Annotated in this window: 12 protein-coding genes; 3 read left to right on the top strand and 9 right to left on the bottom strand. The window is 70.2% G+C overall.

All coding sequences use genetic code 11. The annotated features are described in order from the left end of the window. Positions 1–26 precede the first annotated feature (26 nt). Positions 27–1,643: a hypothetical protein gene (locus tag FOF48_RS37230; protein WP_255442592.1), complete on the top strand. Its 1,617-nt coding sequence runs from the start codon at positions 27–29 to the stop codon at positions 1,641–1,643. A gap of 10 nt (positions 1,644–1,653) precedes the next feature. Here the strand turns inward: FOF48_RS37230 and FOF48_RS24030 are convergent, their stop codons facing one another. Beyond that, entirely contained in the window at positions 1,654–2,619 is a 966-nt protein-coding gene (locus FOF48_RS24030; RefSeq protein WP_143905100.1) for a 3-oxoacyl-[acyl-carrier-protein] synthase III C-terminal domain-containing protein, read from the bottom strand. A 7-nt stretch (positions 2,620–2,626) separates the two neighbouring features. Then, positions 2,627–4,543, bottom strand: a complete 1,917-nt coding sequence (locus FOF48_RS24025) for a thiamine pyrophosphate-binding protein (protein ID WP_143905099.1) — start codon at positions 4,541–4,543, stop codon at positions 2,627–2,629. A 392-nt stretch (positions 4,544–4,935) separates the two neighbouring features. Between FOF48_RS24025 and FOF48_RS24020 the strand changes: the two genes are divergently transcribed. Together FOF48_RS24020 and FOF48_RS24015 are read left to right on the top strand one after the other, a co-directional pair. Continuing rightward, positions 4,936–5,349 (top strand): hypothetical protein, encoded by a 414-nt coding sequence (locus FOF48_RS24020; RefSeq protein WP_143905098.1) that lies wholly within the window; start codon positions 4,936–4,938, stop codon positions 5,347–5,349. A gap of 225 nt (positions 5,350–5,574) precedes the next feature. Beyond that, positions 5,575–7,254 (top strand): tetratricopeptide repeat protein, encoded by a 1,680-nt coding sequence (locus tag FOF48_RS24015; RefSeq protein ID WP_143905097.1) that lies wholly within the window; start codon positions 5,575–5,577, stop codon positions 7,252–7,254. A 10-nt stretch (positions 7,255–7,264) separates the two neighbouring features. Here the strand turns inward: FOF48_RS24015 and FOF48_RS24010 are convergent, their stop codons facing one another. The 7 genes from FOF48_RS24010 to FOF48_RS23980 form a co-directional block, all read right to left on the bottom strand. After that, positions 7,265–7,843: a GNAT family N-acetyltransferase gene (locus FOF48_RS24010; protein ID WP_143905096.1), complete on the bottom strand. Its 579-nt coding sequence runs from the start codon at positions 7,841–7,843 to the stop codon at positions 7,265–7,267. A 107-nt stretch (positions 7,844–7,950) separates the two neighbouring features. Further along, positions 7,951–9,180, bottom strand: a complete 1,230-nt coding sequence (locus tag FOF48_RS24005; RefSeq protein WP_143905095.1) for an ABC transporter permease — start codon at positions 9,178–9,180, stop codon at positions 7,951–7,953. A gap of 4 nt (positions 9,181–9,184) precedes the next feature. Continuing rightward, entirely contained in the window at positions 9,185–10,345 is a 1,161-nt protein-coding gene (locus FOF48_RS24000; protein WP_235685835.1) for an ABC transporter permease, read from the bottom strand. Between the two features lie 74 nt (positions 10,346–10,419). Then, entirely contained in the window at positions 10,420–11,178 is a 759-nt protein-coding gene (locus FOF48_RS23995; RefSeq protein WP_143905093.1) for an ABC transporter ATP-binding protein, read from the bottom strand. Continuing rightward, positions 11,175–12,428: an efflux RND transporter periplasmic adaptor subunit gene (locus FOF48_RS23990; protein WP_143905092.1), complete on the bottom strand. Its 1,254-nt coding sequence runs from the start codon at positions 12,426–12,428 to the stop codon at positions 11,175–11,177. Before FOF48_RS23990 ends, FOF48_RS23995 begins: the two co-directional genes overlap by 4 nt. Continuing rightward, on the bottom strand, positions 12,425–13,750 hold the full coding sequence (locus tag FOF48_RS23985) for a TolC family protein (protein ID WP_143905091.1): 1,326 nt from the start codon (positions 13,748–13,750) through the stop codon (positions 12,425–12,427). The genes FOF48_RS23990 and FOF48_RS23985 overlap by 4 nt, the downstream gene beginning before the upstream one ends. After that, positions 13,747–14,445, bottom strand: a complete 699-nt coding sequence (locus FOF48_RS23980) for a YIP1 family protein (RefSeq protein ID WP_143905090.1) — start codon at positions 14,443–14,445, stop codon at positions 13,747–13,749. The genes FOF48_RS23985 and FOF48_RS23980 overlap by 4 nt, the downstream gene beginning before the upstream one ends. Between the last annotated feature and the right edge of the window lie 112 nt (positions 14,446–14,557).

The following is a 14,557-nucleotide window of genomic DNA, read 5'->3' as shown; positions in this document are numbered from 1 at the left end:
CCCCCGGCAAGGGGAAGGAAGCGCGCGTGAGAGTCGTCGTCGCAGTGGCCGTGCTGGCCGCCGTCCTGGGCCCCCTCCCCGTCCTGGCCGCGGCCCCCGTCGAGCCCGGCAAGGTGTTCGTGGGTCCGCAGGGAGAACAGGTCGCCGTCGTACCGCTCGCGCCCCGCGAGGAGAAGAAGTTCATCCTGCGCATCCAGGGCACCGGCTCCGTGCTGGACACCCTGGTGCTCCCCTACACCCTGAAGGACTGGAGCAGCCTCAGCACCCAGCGGCATAGCTACACCACCCAGTGGCACGGGAAGGACTACTCGCCGCTGATCATCGTGGGCACGCGCGCGGAGCTGCACTTCCCCGGAGGCCCCGGCAACGGCGTCGCGGTCCAGTACGACGAAGCACGCTCCCAGAAACTCAAGCCGGAGGAGGTCTACGCGCAGCACCAGCAACAGACCCAGAGCGGACAGCTGGCGAAGCTGATGGCCTTCGACCGAAAGGCCGAGGAATCCGTCCACGACACCGCCTACGCCGAAGTGCTCCAGGCGATGAACACCTCCTGCGGGACCTCCGTGGCGGGCGCCATCGACTGGGTCACCATCAGCGAGCCCGTGCTCAAGGCCCAGGACATCGCCCGCTTCTGCGCCTTCCCCCTCAACGCGCTGAAGGCGATGTGCGAGGTGTCGGAGGAGGCCCGCGGCGCGGTGAAGGCCCGCCTCCAGCATCTGGACTGCCGCTTTGGCGCCGCGTTGGAGCCCGCCCTGCAAGGCGATCGCTTCGTGTGGACCACGTCTCCGGAGGTCTCCAATCAGCAGAAGGCCGCCACCCGCTACTTCAAGAAGCAGCTCCCCGTGGCCGCGCTCCTCGTCGCAAGCCCCGCCACCGCCGTCGAACCGTCGTGGGGCAAGGCGGAGAACCTGGGGCAGCGGATGCTCCTGGAGGCCACCCCTGTCTGCACCGACGGCAAGGGGCACTACGTCGCCGCGGTGCCCTACGAGGAGACGGACGGCCTGGAGGACCGGCTCTACTACGGCGACGGGAAGGCGTTCTTCGAGGTGCCCCGTCCCCGCGGCGGCAACCTGTCCGCCATGACCTTCATGGATCCGCGCTTCTTCAATCCCAAGGGCAGCCCCGACTACGACGGGCTCGATCTGCGAGTGCACTCGGCGCTGAGCGTGGACCCCCAGGAGCGCACCTGTTCGCTGCGCTGCGGTGAGCGCAAGGTGTCCCTGGAGATGATCCCCGGCACGGAGGCGCGCGAGTTGCTGCGCAAGGCCACCTACGCCCCCAACCCGCAGAAGTTCGTCCCGCACGCGCTGCTGCGCGACTCCAAGGGCACGTACTACTACGTGGACAAGGGCTTCACGCCCTCGGAGGCGCGCAACTTCCGGGTGTTCATCGGGCCCCGGGGCGACCTGAAGCCGCAGAAGATGACCAACGTGGTGGCGGACTCCGAAGGCGAGATCTTCACCACGAAGAAGGGGCAGCTGCGGCTCGTCATCGACCGCGCGCAGACGCCCATGTGGATCGAAAACCCGCGCACGGAGGTCGAGCTGCGCAACGTCCCCGTGGGGCAGAACCTGCCGCTCATCTACAACGAGCTGGGGGTCTACACCGGTCTTCGGCTGGGCACGCCCTGCGACGACCAGTAGCCGGCGTCCCTCAGACGCGCACCAGCAGGGCCATCTGGTGCGCGCCGATCCCCAGGCCCACCATCACCAGGTACTTCGTTCGCAGCTCGCGGTGGAACCGGGCCAGCGTCACCGGGATGGACGCGTGCACCATGTTCCCGAAGTCCTCGAACGTGTCCAGGTACTCGCGCGGGCGGATCTCCTTCGCCCAGTGGTCCATCAGCTTGCGCGTGGCCTGGTGCGAGATGAGCGTCACGTCCTCGCGCGCCACGCCGTGCTTGTGGAGCAGCCGCTCCACCAGCCGGGGCGGCCCGTTCATTCCAGAGTTCAGGAAGGCCTGCACGCCCGACGTGGGCGCGATGCCATAGGTAGGGTGCGCGAGCCCGGACTCCGGCCGCGGCCCCATCATCATCGCGCCGTACTCGTCGCTGAAGGTGTCCGCGCCCCAGTCCACCAGGGTCAGCCGCTCTCCCGCGCCCACCACCACCGCGCCCGCGCCGTCGCCAATGCCGATGGCGTGCCCTTGCGTGTAGTCCACGTTGCGCGTCCACGCGGAGCCCACCGCGACCAGCGCGTGCTGGATGCTGCCCGCGCGCAGCGCCTCCCAGGCCAGCACCACGCCCATCAGGAAGTTGGCGAAGTCCGCCTGCACCGGAACCACCAGGGCGCCCTGCCCCAGCCCCAGCTCCCGGTGCACCGCGTAGAGCGCGTTCGGCGCGATGAACTCCGACACCGACACGTAGCCATACAGCCGCTGCACGTCCGAGGCGGTCAGCCCCGCGTCCTGGAGCGCGGCGGCGCCCGCGCGCGCGGTGAGCGAGGCCAGGGACTCACCCGGCCCCAGCACCCGTCGCTCGCGATTGCCGTAGAAGAGCGCGTGCTCCCCGCCACTTCCGGCGGCACGGCGCAGGGGCTCGAAGAGGGGATCCTCGTTGCCGCGCACCGTGCCGGGCACGGCGGCGCCAACGCCCAGCAGCGCGTAGGTCGCGGCGCTCATGCGGCGGCTACTTCGCGTCCGAAGCCACGGCGGCGAAGCGGTCGCCGTAGGGCGGCACCTCGCGGTAGTCGATGTGCGCGATGATGACCTGCGGCTGGCCCGTCTCGTCCGCGCGGCGCAGCACTTCCGGCAGCAGCGCGTCCAGCTGCCCGGGCGCGTTCACCGTGTAGGCGCGGGCGCCCAGCGACTCGGAGAAGGCCTTCAGGTCCGGGTTGCCCAGGCCATAGAACTCGTCCTCCAGCGGGTACGTGCGGTCCTGCACGTGCTCGCCGTGGTTCACCATGCCCAGGAAGTTGTCGTTGAGGACCACCGTCACCGTGCCCACGCGGTAGCGCGAGGCGGTGAGCATCTCCGTGCCGTTCATCAGGAACGCGCCATCACCGACGATGGCCACCGCGGAGCGCTCCGGCCGCCCCACCTTGCCGCCGATGACCGCGCCGCAAGACCAGCCCATGGAGGACAGGCCGCAGGGGTAGAAGATTCGCGCGGGCGGCGTGATGTGCAGCAGGTGCGCCGTCCACCCGGTGCAGTTGCCCATGTCGATGTACAGGTCCATGTCCGGGCTCAGGTGCTTGTCGAGCTCCGCCATCAGGTCCTGCGGCTTCACCGAGTCCTGCGCCTGCGGGGCGCGCACGACGGGCGCGGCCTCCGTCAACGCCATCACCTGCGACCAGCGCTCCTGCACGCGGGCGCCGCTGGACGGGCCGATCATCTGCCCCAGCTCCGCCAGCCCCGTCACCACCGAACCCACGTCCGCCACGATGGGCAGCCGCACCGGCAGGAACTGGCCGATGTTCGACGCGTTCACGTCCACCTGGATGACGTGGTGCACGGACTGGAAGTAGCGGTGGAAGCTGCGGGATGCCCACTCGCCCAGGCGGCTGCCCAGGACCAGCATCACGTCCACGCCTTCGCGCAGGTAGGCCTCCGCGCGCTTGCTGCCCGCCAGCCCCAGCACGCCCAGCGACAGCGCCTCGCGCTCGGAGAACAGCCCCTTGCCGCGCATGCTGGTGGCCACGGGGATGCCGTGCTGCGTGACGAACGCGGTGAACGCCTCGCCGTGCTCCGCCATCGCCTCGCGCGCGCCCGAGCCCAGGAAGATGAGCGGACGGCGCGCGGTGCGCAGCAGCGTGAAGGCGGCGCGCAGGTCCTCGAAGGGCGCGTTCGCCGGACGCGCGCGGAAGGCCCCGCGCGTGGTGGGCACCGACGCGCGCTGGATGGGCTGGCGCGCGATGTTGGCCGGGATGCTCAGGTGCGCGGCGCCGCCGGGCAGGCCCTGCGCGGTGCGCAGCGAGCGCGCCAGCAGCCGCTGGAAGCTCTGCGCGTCCGTGACGCCCACGGAGCTGGCGCAGCCCTGGCGGAACATCTCCACCGTGTTCACGCCGTGGGAGCTGGTGCTCTCCTGGATCGCCATCAGGCCCACGCGGTCCGTGGCGATGTTGCCGCTGATGGCCAGCATGGGCACGCCGTCCAGGTGCGCGGAAGCCACGCCCGTCAGCGCGTTGGTGGCGCCAGGCCCGGCCGTCACCATGCACACGCCCAGCTTGCCGGTGGCGCGCGCATAGCCATCCGCCATGAACGCCGCGCCCGCCTCGTGCGACGCGATGATGAAGCGCATGGACGCGTGCTTGCGCAGCGCCTGCTGGAACGGAGCGATGTTGCCGCCCGGGATGCCGAACACCGCATCCACGTCCTCCGCCTCCAGGTGCGCGATCACACAGTCCGCGACCGTCAGGTCCTCCACCGTCTTGAAGCCGCGCGCGTTCGCGTCCCCGTACATCGGGATGGGATCGCCGTGACGGGCCTCCAGCGCGTTCACCTTCCCGGCAGCGGGCGTCTCGTGACGAAGCGCCTCCACGGAAACCTCATGCCTCAACGAGGAGGAGGTGGCGGGCTTCAGCTCAGCGAGCGAGGAGGTGGACATCGGTGGGCTTCTCCAAGGCCCCGGTCCCATCAGACTCGACCTGAGACGCCGAGTCGCTGCCACCGAGTCCGGGGGGACCTCGATGCGAGGGCAGTGTTGTGGGGGTGCTGGAAAGATGCATCCCCCTAATACTGGGGAAGCAAGCAAATGTGAAGTAAAAAGAGTGGAAAGTTCGCCTGACGCTGGATTCTCACACTTCGTGACGGGTTACCACGTCCGCCACCCAACGCCAGCATGTTCACACGGAGCGTGTACCTCGCGCGCGCGTACGTGAGCAACGCGCCAGTGGATCCACGTGCGCATTGAGTGGAGTAGGCTCGCAGGCGCACTGCCATCCGGCTGAAGTCGCATGGGAGTGACGCGCGCACCACAATTTCCACGTGGGGGTTGTCATGGCTGAGAATCTGCGGACGGAGTACGGCTTCAGAATCAATGCGCCGGGCTACATCACCCCAGCCGAGGCCAAGGTCTGGTTCGATGACCTTCGCGCCAAGGTGGCGGTGAAGCGGGGTCGGCCCTTCGGGCTGATGGTGGACATTCGCAGCCAGAAGGCGAACCCGCCGGAGACCCAGGAGATCATCAAGCAGGCGATGGGTTGGTTGCGGCAGAACGGCATGGTGCGCTCGTCGGTGGTGCTGGACAGCACGGTGGCCCGCCTGATGATGGTGCGCATGGCGAAGCAGAGCGGCGTGTACGAGTGGGAGCGCTACATCGACGCGTCGAAGGATCCGGAGTGGGAGCACAAGGCGGTCGACTGGATCACCAGCGCCACCGAGCCCTCGAAGGAAGAGGACGCGGCGGCCTGACGACGTGCCCTGGGTGATGGCGGTGGAGGCCTCTTCCGGAGGCCCACCGCCTCCCCTGCCCCCACCGGGGCCTGATTCCACCCGCTACCTGGAAGGTCCTGTTCCTTGAACGCCGGGTCCCCACGGACGCCAGGCCGGGTCGGTTCTGTCCTCCTCATCATCCTGGGCCTCCTGTGCGCGCGCTGCGCCGCCTCGGACCCGTCCCGTGAAGGCCCACGTGGCCGCGTGAGTCCGGCGGCGGCGCCCACCGCCGCGGCCCTTCCCGGGCGCGCGCTGCGGGTTCGCGTCTACGCGGACGCGGATCACCGGGCGCGAGTCCTCCACTGGGAACGAGGCTTCGCGGCGTGGCTCCAGCGCGCGAGCGAGGCCGTGCGCGAGCCGCTGGGGGTGACGTTCGAGCTGGAGTCGGCGCGAGCGTGGGACCGCCGAGGCTCCAACGGGCCGTTGGAGCCGGTGGTGGACGCGCTGGAAGCGGCGGACGCGGGCGAGGACGTGGACCTGGTGGTCGGTCTGGTCGCCGCGCCCCCTGCCTTCAGCGATTCCCAGCACGAGCTGGGCTTCGCGCGCGTGCTCGGACGCCACTGCGTGCTCCGGGGAATCGACGCGGGCCTGCCCGTGGAGGCACGGCAACGGCTGGAGGTGTCGGCGCTGTTGCACGAGTGGGCCCATACCTGGGGCGCTCCTCACGTGCGCGACGGGCGCGGATGGATGTCGCCCAAGTACGACGCGGCTCATGAGGGGTTCGATGCGCGGACGCTCGCGCTGCTGGACGCGGGGCGGCGGCACCTGCCCGGGGCGCGCGTGGAGCTGGCGGCCCAGAAGGCCTGGGCCCGCGAGCTGCGCGCGGCGGTGGAGGGCATGTCTGGCCCCGCGTGGGAGGGCCCGGAGCGGGACTTCCTCCTCGAATGGACCGACCGCGTCCGCGCCGCCAGCGTCGTGTTGGGGCCGGAAGGGACGCCCCGGTCGCTGACGCCGCTGGAGCGGCAGCGGCTGGCGGAGGTCATCGCGTTGGAGAAGGCCGGCCGGGTGGAGGTGGCCGCGGAGGTCATGGAGCCCCTCGCCGTGCGGCATCCCCACGACGAACGCGTGCAGTTGCTCGCGTGCTACCTCGCCGTGCGGCTGACGCCGGGGGCGGAGGCCACGCGTCAGCGCTGCGAGCGGGCCGCCGCGCGCTTTCCCAGTGAGCCTTCGCTGCGGATGAACGTCGCGCTGCTCCACCTGCACGCGGGCCGTTTCGATGAAGCGCGCGACAGCCTGCTGGCCGCGAGACAGAACCTCGAGGCCCGAACCGATGTGGAGCCCGTGCAGTGGGCGGATCTGGCGGGCCTCTTCCTTCGCGCCCACTGCGTGACATGGGCGGAGCAGACCGCGAACCGGGCCCCGGGGCTCGCCGCGTCGTCCGCGGTGCTCGAGCAGGCGGCGCGGTTGCGGAGACAGGTGGCGCTGCGTCCCCACGGGGATGCGCCCCCGACCGTGGATCCCATGCGCGAAGGGTTCCTCGTACGCTCGGTCATCGACATCGAGGCCCTGCTGCATGCCGGCGCTTCCGGTCCGGCGCGCGAACGCATCACGGCGCTCGCACGGGAGTTTCCAGAGAACCCCTCCGTCATGCTCGTGCAGTGCGAGCTGCACCTGCTCCAGGGGCGCCTGGGCGCGGCGCGAACCGCCTGCGAGCGCGTGCTCGCCTTCCGGGAGGACGCCGTGCAGGCACACCTGCTGCTGGGCGTGCTGGCGACGAACACCCGCGCGCACGCTCGCGCGCGGGCGCACCTGGAGCGCGTCATCGCGCTGGAGCCTTCGCGCACGGAGGCCTGGCACCTGCTTGCCCGCGAGTACCGGGGCACGCGGCTGCTGCGTCCTCTCCAGACCCGCTATCGCGAGCAGTTCGCTCGCGACCTTCCGTGAGGCCCGCGACCTACTCCGCGGCCGCCGCGCGCCACTCCTCCTCGAGCATCGACAACACGAACATGTCGATGAAGCCCTCGCCGTTCGCGCGGGCATGGTGCCCGCGGAGCACGCCTTCCTGCTGGAAGCCCGCGCGCGTCAGCACCCGCAGGGACGCCGTGTTATGCACCGCCACCATGGCCTCCATGCGGTGCAGCCCCATCTGCTCGAAGCCAAAGCGCAGCAGCTCAGGCAGCAGGAGCTTCATCACGCTCTGTCCCCACAGGGCGCGGGCCAACATGTAGCCCACCTCCGCGCGGCGGTCCTTCACGCTCCAGTTGAACAGGCACAGGTAGCCCACGGGCGTCGCGTCCTCGCCCCGCGAGAGCACCCAGCGAAGGCCCTCGCCCCGGTGCATCGCCTCCACGTCGCGCGTCAGCTTCTGACGGATCGTCTCCGCGCGCAGGGGCACCGCGTAGTTGAGGCTCCGGGCGACCTCGGGCTCGGCGTACACCGCGCTCAGGCCCTCCACGGAGTCCAGGCCGAGGAGGCGCACGCGGAACGGCGCGGGGACGACGGGCAGCGGCAACGTGACGTAGGACAGGGTCATGCGAAGGAAGCCCCAGGGCGAAGGGACCGCGTCACCCTAGCGGCCACGCGGGACGGCCGCCACCGTCCCAGCGTACGCGCCTCACCGCGACTCGCCCCACCCGCCCCCTACTCCGCGCGCATCGCCTCCACCGGGTCCAGCTTCGCCGCGCGTGCCGCCGGATAGATGCCGAACAGCAGCCCCACGCCACAGCTCATGCCCAGGGACAGCGCCACCGCCCACGCGGGAACGTTCATGGGGAACAGCAGCACCCACTTGCCCAGGAACACGAACCCGAAGCCGAGCCCCAGCCCCAGCACTCCGCCCACGAGCGACAGCAGCACCGCCTCCGTGGCGAACTGCCCCAGGATGCGGCGGCGCCGCGCCCCCAGCGCCTTGCGGATTCCAATCTCCCGCGTCCGCTCCGTCACCGACATCAGCATGATGTTCAAGATGCCGATGCCGCCCACCACCAGCGACAGCAGGCACACGCCCACGCCCGCCAGCGCGATCACCTGCGAGAGCTCGTTGAAGGACGCCGTCATCGACTCGTTGGTGTGCACCTCGAAGTCGTTGGCCTCCTGTGGCGTCAGGCCCCTCCGGCGGCGCAGCAGGTTCACCACCTCGTCCTGCGCCTTCTGGAAAGAGCCGCCGTCGCGCGCCTGGATGTCGATCTCCACCGAGCGGCGGCTGCCGTAGAACTGCTGGAACGCGCGCATCGGGACGATGGCCTGGTTGTCCTGGCTGGCCATGCCCATCACGCTGCCGCGCTTCTGGAGCACGCCGATGACCTGGAACGGCCGGCCCTGAAGCCGCAGCTCGGAGCCCACCGGGTCCATGCCCGGAAAGAGCACGTCCGCCACGTCCACGCCAATCACCACCACCGGGCGGCCGTCCAGCGTCTCCGTCTCGTTGAAGAAGCGGCCGTTCGTGACGCTCACGCCGCTCGTCTCCAGGAAAGTGGGCTCCGTGCCCACGATGCTCACCGACGCGTTCGTCTCCCGCCAGGCCGTGGTCAGCTTCTTGCCCCACTCCTGCGACGTGGGCGTCGCCGAGCCCACGGAGGGACAGGACTCCAGGATGGCCTTCACGTCCTCGCCGTGCAGGTCCTGGCGCTTCGCGTACTTCGCCCAGTTGATGCGGCCAAAGCCGCTGGGCCACTTCGTCACCTCGAAGGTGTGCGCGCCCAGGCTGCCCAGGTCCCGGTTCACGCGCTCGCGCAGGCCTTCGATGAGGGCCATCATCGTGATGACGGTGGCCACGCCAATCACGATGCCCACCAACGTCAGGAGCGAGCGCAGCGGGTTGCCCAGGAACGTTCCCAGCGCCAGCCGCAGGTTGTCCAGGAAGGCCCGCATGGCCCTATTCGTAGCGGAGCGCTTCCACCGGGTCCAGCCGCGCCGCACGCGCGGCCGGCCAGATGCCGAACAGCAGGCCTACCAGCGCCGCGAACGCCACCCCGCCCACCACCGTGCCCGGCCGCACGTCCGCCGCCAGGGGAGTCACCAGCGACACGATCTTCGCCGTCCCCAGCCCCACGGTCGTCCCCAGCAGGCCGCCCACCGCGGACACGCTGGAGGCCTCCATCAGGAACTGGAGCACGATGGTGCGCTGGCGTGCCCCCAGGGCCCGCCGCACGCCGATCTCCCGCGTCCGCTCCCGCACCGACACCAACATGATGTTCATGATGCCGATGCCGCCCACGAGCAAGGTGATCAACCCCACGCCCGTGGCCACCGCGTAGAGCGCTCCGGTGAGCTGCTCATAGGTCGCCGCGAGCGTGTCCGGCCGGTTGATGGAGAAGTCGTCCGGCTGGCCCGGCGGCGTCGCGCGGATGCGCCGGAGGATGCCCACCAGCTGGTCCTCCGCCTTCTGGACCTGCCCGGCGTCCGCCACGGCGATGGCGATCTGCATGGGCCGGCCCTTGCCGAAGCTGGAGTTGAAGGTCTTGAAGGGCATGAACACGGACAGGTCCATGTTCTCCGCCACGACCTTGCCCTTGCGGCCCAGGGTGCCCACCACCTGGAAGGGCCGCCCGTCGATGCGCACCGTCTGCCCCAGGGGGCTGATGCTGGGAAAGAGCGTGGCGGCCACGTCCGCGCCCAGCACCGTCACCGCCCGGTTCACCTCTTCATCCGCGCGGGTGAGGAAGCGCCCCGACACCACCTCGTAGTTGCCGATGGCGAGGTAGTCGCTCCACACGCCGTTGACGCGCACGTTGGACACCTGGAAGGCGCCGTGCGCCACGTCCGACGTGCGCATCACCGCTGGCGAGATGGCGGTGATGAAGTCCGCCTGCCCGCGCAGCTGTGACACCTGCTCCAGCGTGAGGTTCTTCCGGTTGCGGAACGCCCACCAGTTGCCCTTGATCATCCAGGGGAACTTGGACACGTAGAGGGTGTTGGCCCCCAGCGAGTCCAGCTGCTTGTGGAACGACGTGTTGAGCCCCTGGATGATGCCCACGATGGCCAGGAGCGTCGCCACGCCGATGCCGATGCCCAGGGTGGTGAGCACCGTGCGCATCCGGTTCGCCCGGAGGGAGAACACCGCGATGCGGGCTCCCTCCAGCACGTCCACGCGGAAGCCCTTCTGAAACTTCACGCGGTCCCCGCCTGGGGCACCAGCCCCGACCCCGCGAGCGCGACCTCGGGACCGGGACCATCCGCGACGATCTCTCCGTCGCTCAAGCGGATGGCGCGCGGACAGCGAGCGGCCAGCTTGGGCTCGTGCGTGACGAGCACCAGCGTGTGTCCCGCCTTGTGCAGCTGCTCGAAGAGCTTGACGATCTCCTCGCCCGTGGCCGAGTCCAGGTTGCCCGTGGGCTCGTCCGCCAGCAGCATGGACGGCTCCGACACCAGCGCCCGCGCGATGGCCACGCGCTGGCGCTGACCGCCCGACAGCTCATTGGGCCGGTGGTGCATGCGGTGCGTGAGCTGCACCTTGTCGAGCGCCGCCTTCGCGCGCTCGCGCCGCTCCTTCGCGCCCATCCCCCGGTACACCAGCGGCAGCTCCACGTTGGCGAGCGCCGTCTCCCGGGGCAGCAGCTGGAACGTCTGGAAGATGAAGCCGATCTCCACGTTGCGGATGACGGCGAGGTCGTCGTCGTCCATGCGCGACACGTCCTTGCCGTTGAGCATGTAGCGGCCGCTCGTGGGCGTATCCAGGCACCCCAGCACGTTCATCAGCGTGCTCTTGCCGGAGCCCGACTGGCCGATGATCGCCACCCACTCACCCCGGTGGATGCCGAAGGACACGCCGCGCAGCGCGCGCACCTCCTCACCGCCCACGAAGAAGGCCCGCGTGAGGCCCTCCACCTGGATGAGGGGGGCCGAGCCCGGTGCAGGGGACGTCGTCACGACTTGCCCTTCGCCGAGGCCTTCTCCGGCTCGCGCACCGCGTCCCCGTTGGACAGCTCCTTGGACAGCGTGCGGTAGGGGCCCTCCACCACGCGGTCGCCCGGCTGGAGTCCCTCCAGCACTTCCAGCTCCGTGTCGGACGCGATGCCGGTCCGCACGCGGCGCACCTGCGCCTTGTTGTCGTTGTCCACGACGAAGACGACCTTGGCCAGCGTCTCCGTGCGGCGCTTGGCGGTGAGGGACGTGCCCTCCACCGGCGCCTGGTAGTCCGGCAGCGTGCGCTCGGAGCGCACCGTGACGGCCTGGATGGGCACGAGTACCGCGTCGTTGTGCGTCTCCGCGCTGATGCGCGCCTCGGCGCTCATGCCGGGCAGCACGCCCGGGGGACGCGCCTCCAGGGCGACCGTGATGGGGAAGCTGGTCACCTCCGCCTCCGTGCCCGGGTTCTTGATGGTGGCCTTCTGGGCGATCTCCACCACGGTGCCGTTGAAGGACTGCCCCTCCAGCGCGTCCAGCGTCACCTCCGCGGGCTGGCCGTACTTCAGGTGCACGACCTCGTGCTCACCCACCTCGAACTTCACCTCCATCTGGTTGAGCGCGGCGATGGTCATCACCACGTCCTCGGAGAAGTCGGAGCCACGCACGCGCTCGCCCACTTCACGTGACAGCTCGATGACGTTGCCGTCGATGGGCGACAGCAGCGTGGTGCGCGACAGGTCCGTCGTCGCCTGGTCCAGCACGGCGCTGCTCTGGGCCACGCGCTGCTTGGCGGCGGCGAGGCGCGCCTCGGACGTGTCCGTCACGGCCTTGGCCTGCTCCACCTCCGCGGCGGAGGCGAGCCCCTTCTCCGCCAGCCCCTTCACCCGGACGAGCTCCGCGCGCTGGCGCACGACGTCCACGTCGGACACCTGCACCTCGGCGCGGGCCGCGTCGCGGGACGCGGTGGCCTGCTTCACGGCCGCCTCGTAGTAGCGCTTGTCGATCTGCCCCAGCACCTGCCCCTTGGTGACAGGGTCTCCGTCCTTCACCTTGAGGGCGACGAGGTCGCCGGACAGGTTGGAGGAGATCTTCACCGTGGTGGCCGCCTGCACCTTGCCCGCGCCCGTGATGGTGCGGGTGATGGTGCCCTTGCGGGCCTTGGCCAACTGGACTTCCTGCGTCGGGGGCGGCCGGTCGCGCAGACCGCCCACGGTGATGGCCGCCGCGCCGAGCAACAGCGCGCCGGCGATTGCCGCCTTCCACCACGTCATTGTGAGTCTCCCGGGTTCAGCGTGCCCATGGCCCGGTACAGGGCATAGCGGGCGATTTCGACATCGATGCGGCTCTGGAGCAACACCAGCTCCGACTGGGTCAACTTGAGCTGTGCGTCACGGACATCCAGCGTGGAGCCGGCCCCCGCGCGGAAGCGCTCCTCCGCCAGTTGCAGGCCCTGCTGGGCGACCGCGCGGTTCGCGGTCGACAGCTTCGCGGCGGCGATCTGCCCTTCCAGCACCGCGTGGGCTCGGCGCACCTCCGCCTCCAGCTCTCGCGCCGTCTGGGCGAACGTCAGCTCCGCCTTGCGGATGTTGACCTCGGCCCGCGCGGACTGCGCGTCGGTGGCGAACCCGTTGAACAGGTCCCAGGTCAAGGTGATGCCGCCGTTGAACGTGTTGCCGTAGCGGGCCTCGCTGAAGAACGGCCCCAGGTCCTGGCTGGTGTGCGAGTACCGAGCGGACAGCCCCACGCGCGGGATGTAGTCCCCCTGCACGATGGCCCGCTGGAGCTCCGCCACACGGACACGCTGCTGGAGCGCCTTCAACAGGGCGCGGTGCTCGCGGGCCTGCTTGAGCGCGTCATCCAGGGCGGGCGCGGGAGGCGGCTCCTGCTGGAGGACGCCGGGGTCCACCGCCTGGAGCAGCTCGGTGCCGGGGCGGGCCAGCCACACGGCCAGCTGCACCTGATCCGCCACCAGCTGGTTCTGCCGCTGCACGACGTTGATGCGATCGTTGCCCAGGTTGACCTGCGCGGCGATCTCCTCGGTCTTGCCCACGCGGCCCGCCATGAAGAGGGCGTGCGCGCGCTCCAGCTGCTCCTCGCTGCGCTTCGCGGTGGCGTTGAGCACGTCCAGCGAGGCCTGTGACAGGAAGAGCGTGAAGAAGCGCCGGATGGCCTCCAGCTCGGAGGTGTCCGCCTCCTCCAGCGACTGGTTGCGCGTGGCGTCCAGCGTGACGCCCGCCTGCTCCAGCTGCTTCCAGAGGCCCCGGTTGTAGATGACCTGCGTCAGGCCCAGGGACGCGAAGTAGCTGTCCGCCGTGTTGGAGGAGCCCACCACTTCGCGCGTGAGGACCTCCGAGTCGGAGATGGGGATGGTGACGACCTGCCGACGGCGGCCCAGATAGTCGAGGCTGGGGCCCAGGTTGAGCTGGACCTGGGGCAGGAGGCCGGAGCGCGCCACCCGCCGGTCTTCCTGCGCCACGGCGACGTCCAGCGCGGCCTGGAGGGCCTGGGTGTTCTGGCGGCCCAGCGCGCGCGTCTCCTCCAGCGTGATGGGCGTGGCGGTGAGGAGCGTCGCGACGACGAGGAAGGCGCTCACTGGCCACCCCCGGCGGGGATGCCGATGAAGAAGATTCCGACGAACATGGCGTAGAGCACCAGTGTGAGCAGCAGCGAGCGGCCCAGGCGCATCCCGGTGGCGGTGGAGAAGCCCACGCCCAGGAGGCCCACGCTCCAGAGGTTGAAGAAGTCCACGCCCTTCAGGACGCGCTGCATCTTCGGCGTCAGCCCGTCCAGGAGGGCGAGGCTGGAGGGCACGAGCCGCTCCGAGCGCAGGTCGGTGAGCGAGTGCTGATAGCCCGCGCACACCGCGTAGATGAGGTGGTACAGCGCGATGGGCAGCAGCGCCACCGCGGCGGCCGCCATCAACTGCCCGAAGGCCGCCGGCTTGTTGAAGAGCCAGGCCACCACCCAGAGGGCGCAGGCCAGGAGCAGCACCATCAGGGGCATGGCGAACAGCCCCTTGGCGATGCCGCCCACCAGCGCCTTGCGTGAGGCGGTCTGGATCTGCTCGGCGATGTCGGACTCGGACACGCTGGGCGCGCCCGGCTCCGTCGGCAGGGCCCCCACGATGGAGGCGGTGGCATCCCAGCGCAGTGCGTAAACGGTGCCGGAAGCGGCGACACAGAAGGCGAGGATGAGGAGCGGCCACAGCCAGCGCCGGGCCTCGACGGCGCTGCGCGTGGCCCCGAGGGGGTCCACGAAGACGCGAGCCGGTTGTGCAAGGGAGGTCATAGGGATGGGGTCTCTGGGCGAATTACGCAGCCCTCCCGGAGTGATTGCCCGGTCCCTTGAATTGAGTCGGTAAAGGGGCAGGCAGCCAATCGAAATCCGGCCGCGACCCGTG

The organism is Corallococcus sp. Z5C101001, from assembly GCF_007352635.1.
In the GTDB taxonomy this organism is placed as follows: Bacteria; Myxococcota; Myxococcia; order Myxococcales; family Myxococcaceae; genus Corallococcus; species Corallococcus silvisoli.
The sequence above is the reverse complement of the archived record's forward strand: the minus strand, read 5'-3'. Positions and strand labels throughout refer to the sequence as shown.

Excerpts from the sequence above, each read along its gene's own strand:
- FOF48_RS24030 (WP_143905100.1), bottom strand. The coding sequence starts at position 2,619 with ATGAGCGCCGCGACCTACGCGCTGCTGGGCGTTGGCGCCGCCGTGCCC.
- FOF48_RS24025 (WP_143905099.1), bottom strand. The coding sequence starts at position 4,543 with ATGTCCACCTCCTCGCTCGCTGAGCTGAAGCCCGCCACCTCCTCCTCG.
- FOF48_RS24020 (WP_143905098.1), top strand. The coding sequence starts at position 4,936 with ATGGCTGAGAATCTGCGGACGGAGTACGGCTTCAGAATCAATGCGCCG.
- FOF48_RS24010 (WP_143905096.1), bottom strand. The coding sequence starts at position 7,843 with ATGACCCTGTCCTACGTCACGTTGCCGCTGCCCGTCGTCCCCGCGCCG.
- FOF48_RS24005 (WP_143905095.1), bottom strand. The coding sequence starts at position 9,180 with ATGCGGGCCTTCCTGGACAACCTGCGGCTGGCGCTGGGAACGTTCCTG.
- FOF48_RS24000 (WP_235685835.1), bottom strand. The coding sequence starts at position 10,345 with ATGCGCACGGTGCTCACCACCCTGGGCATCGGCATCGGCGTGGCGACG.
- FOF48_RS23990 (WP_143905092.1), bottom strand. The coding sequence starts at position 12,428 with ATGACGTGGTGGAAGGCGGCAATCGCCGGCGCGCTGTTGCTCGGCGCG.
- FOF48_RS23980 (WP_143905090.1), bottom strand. The coding sequence starts at position 14,445 with ATGACCTCCCTTGCACAACCGGCTCGCGTCTTCGTGGACCCCCTCGGG.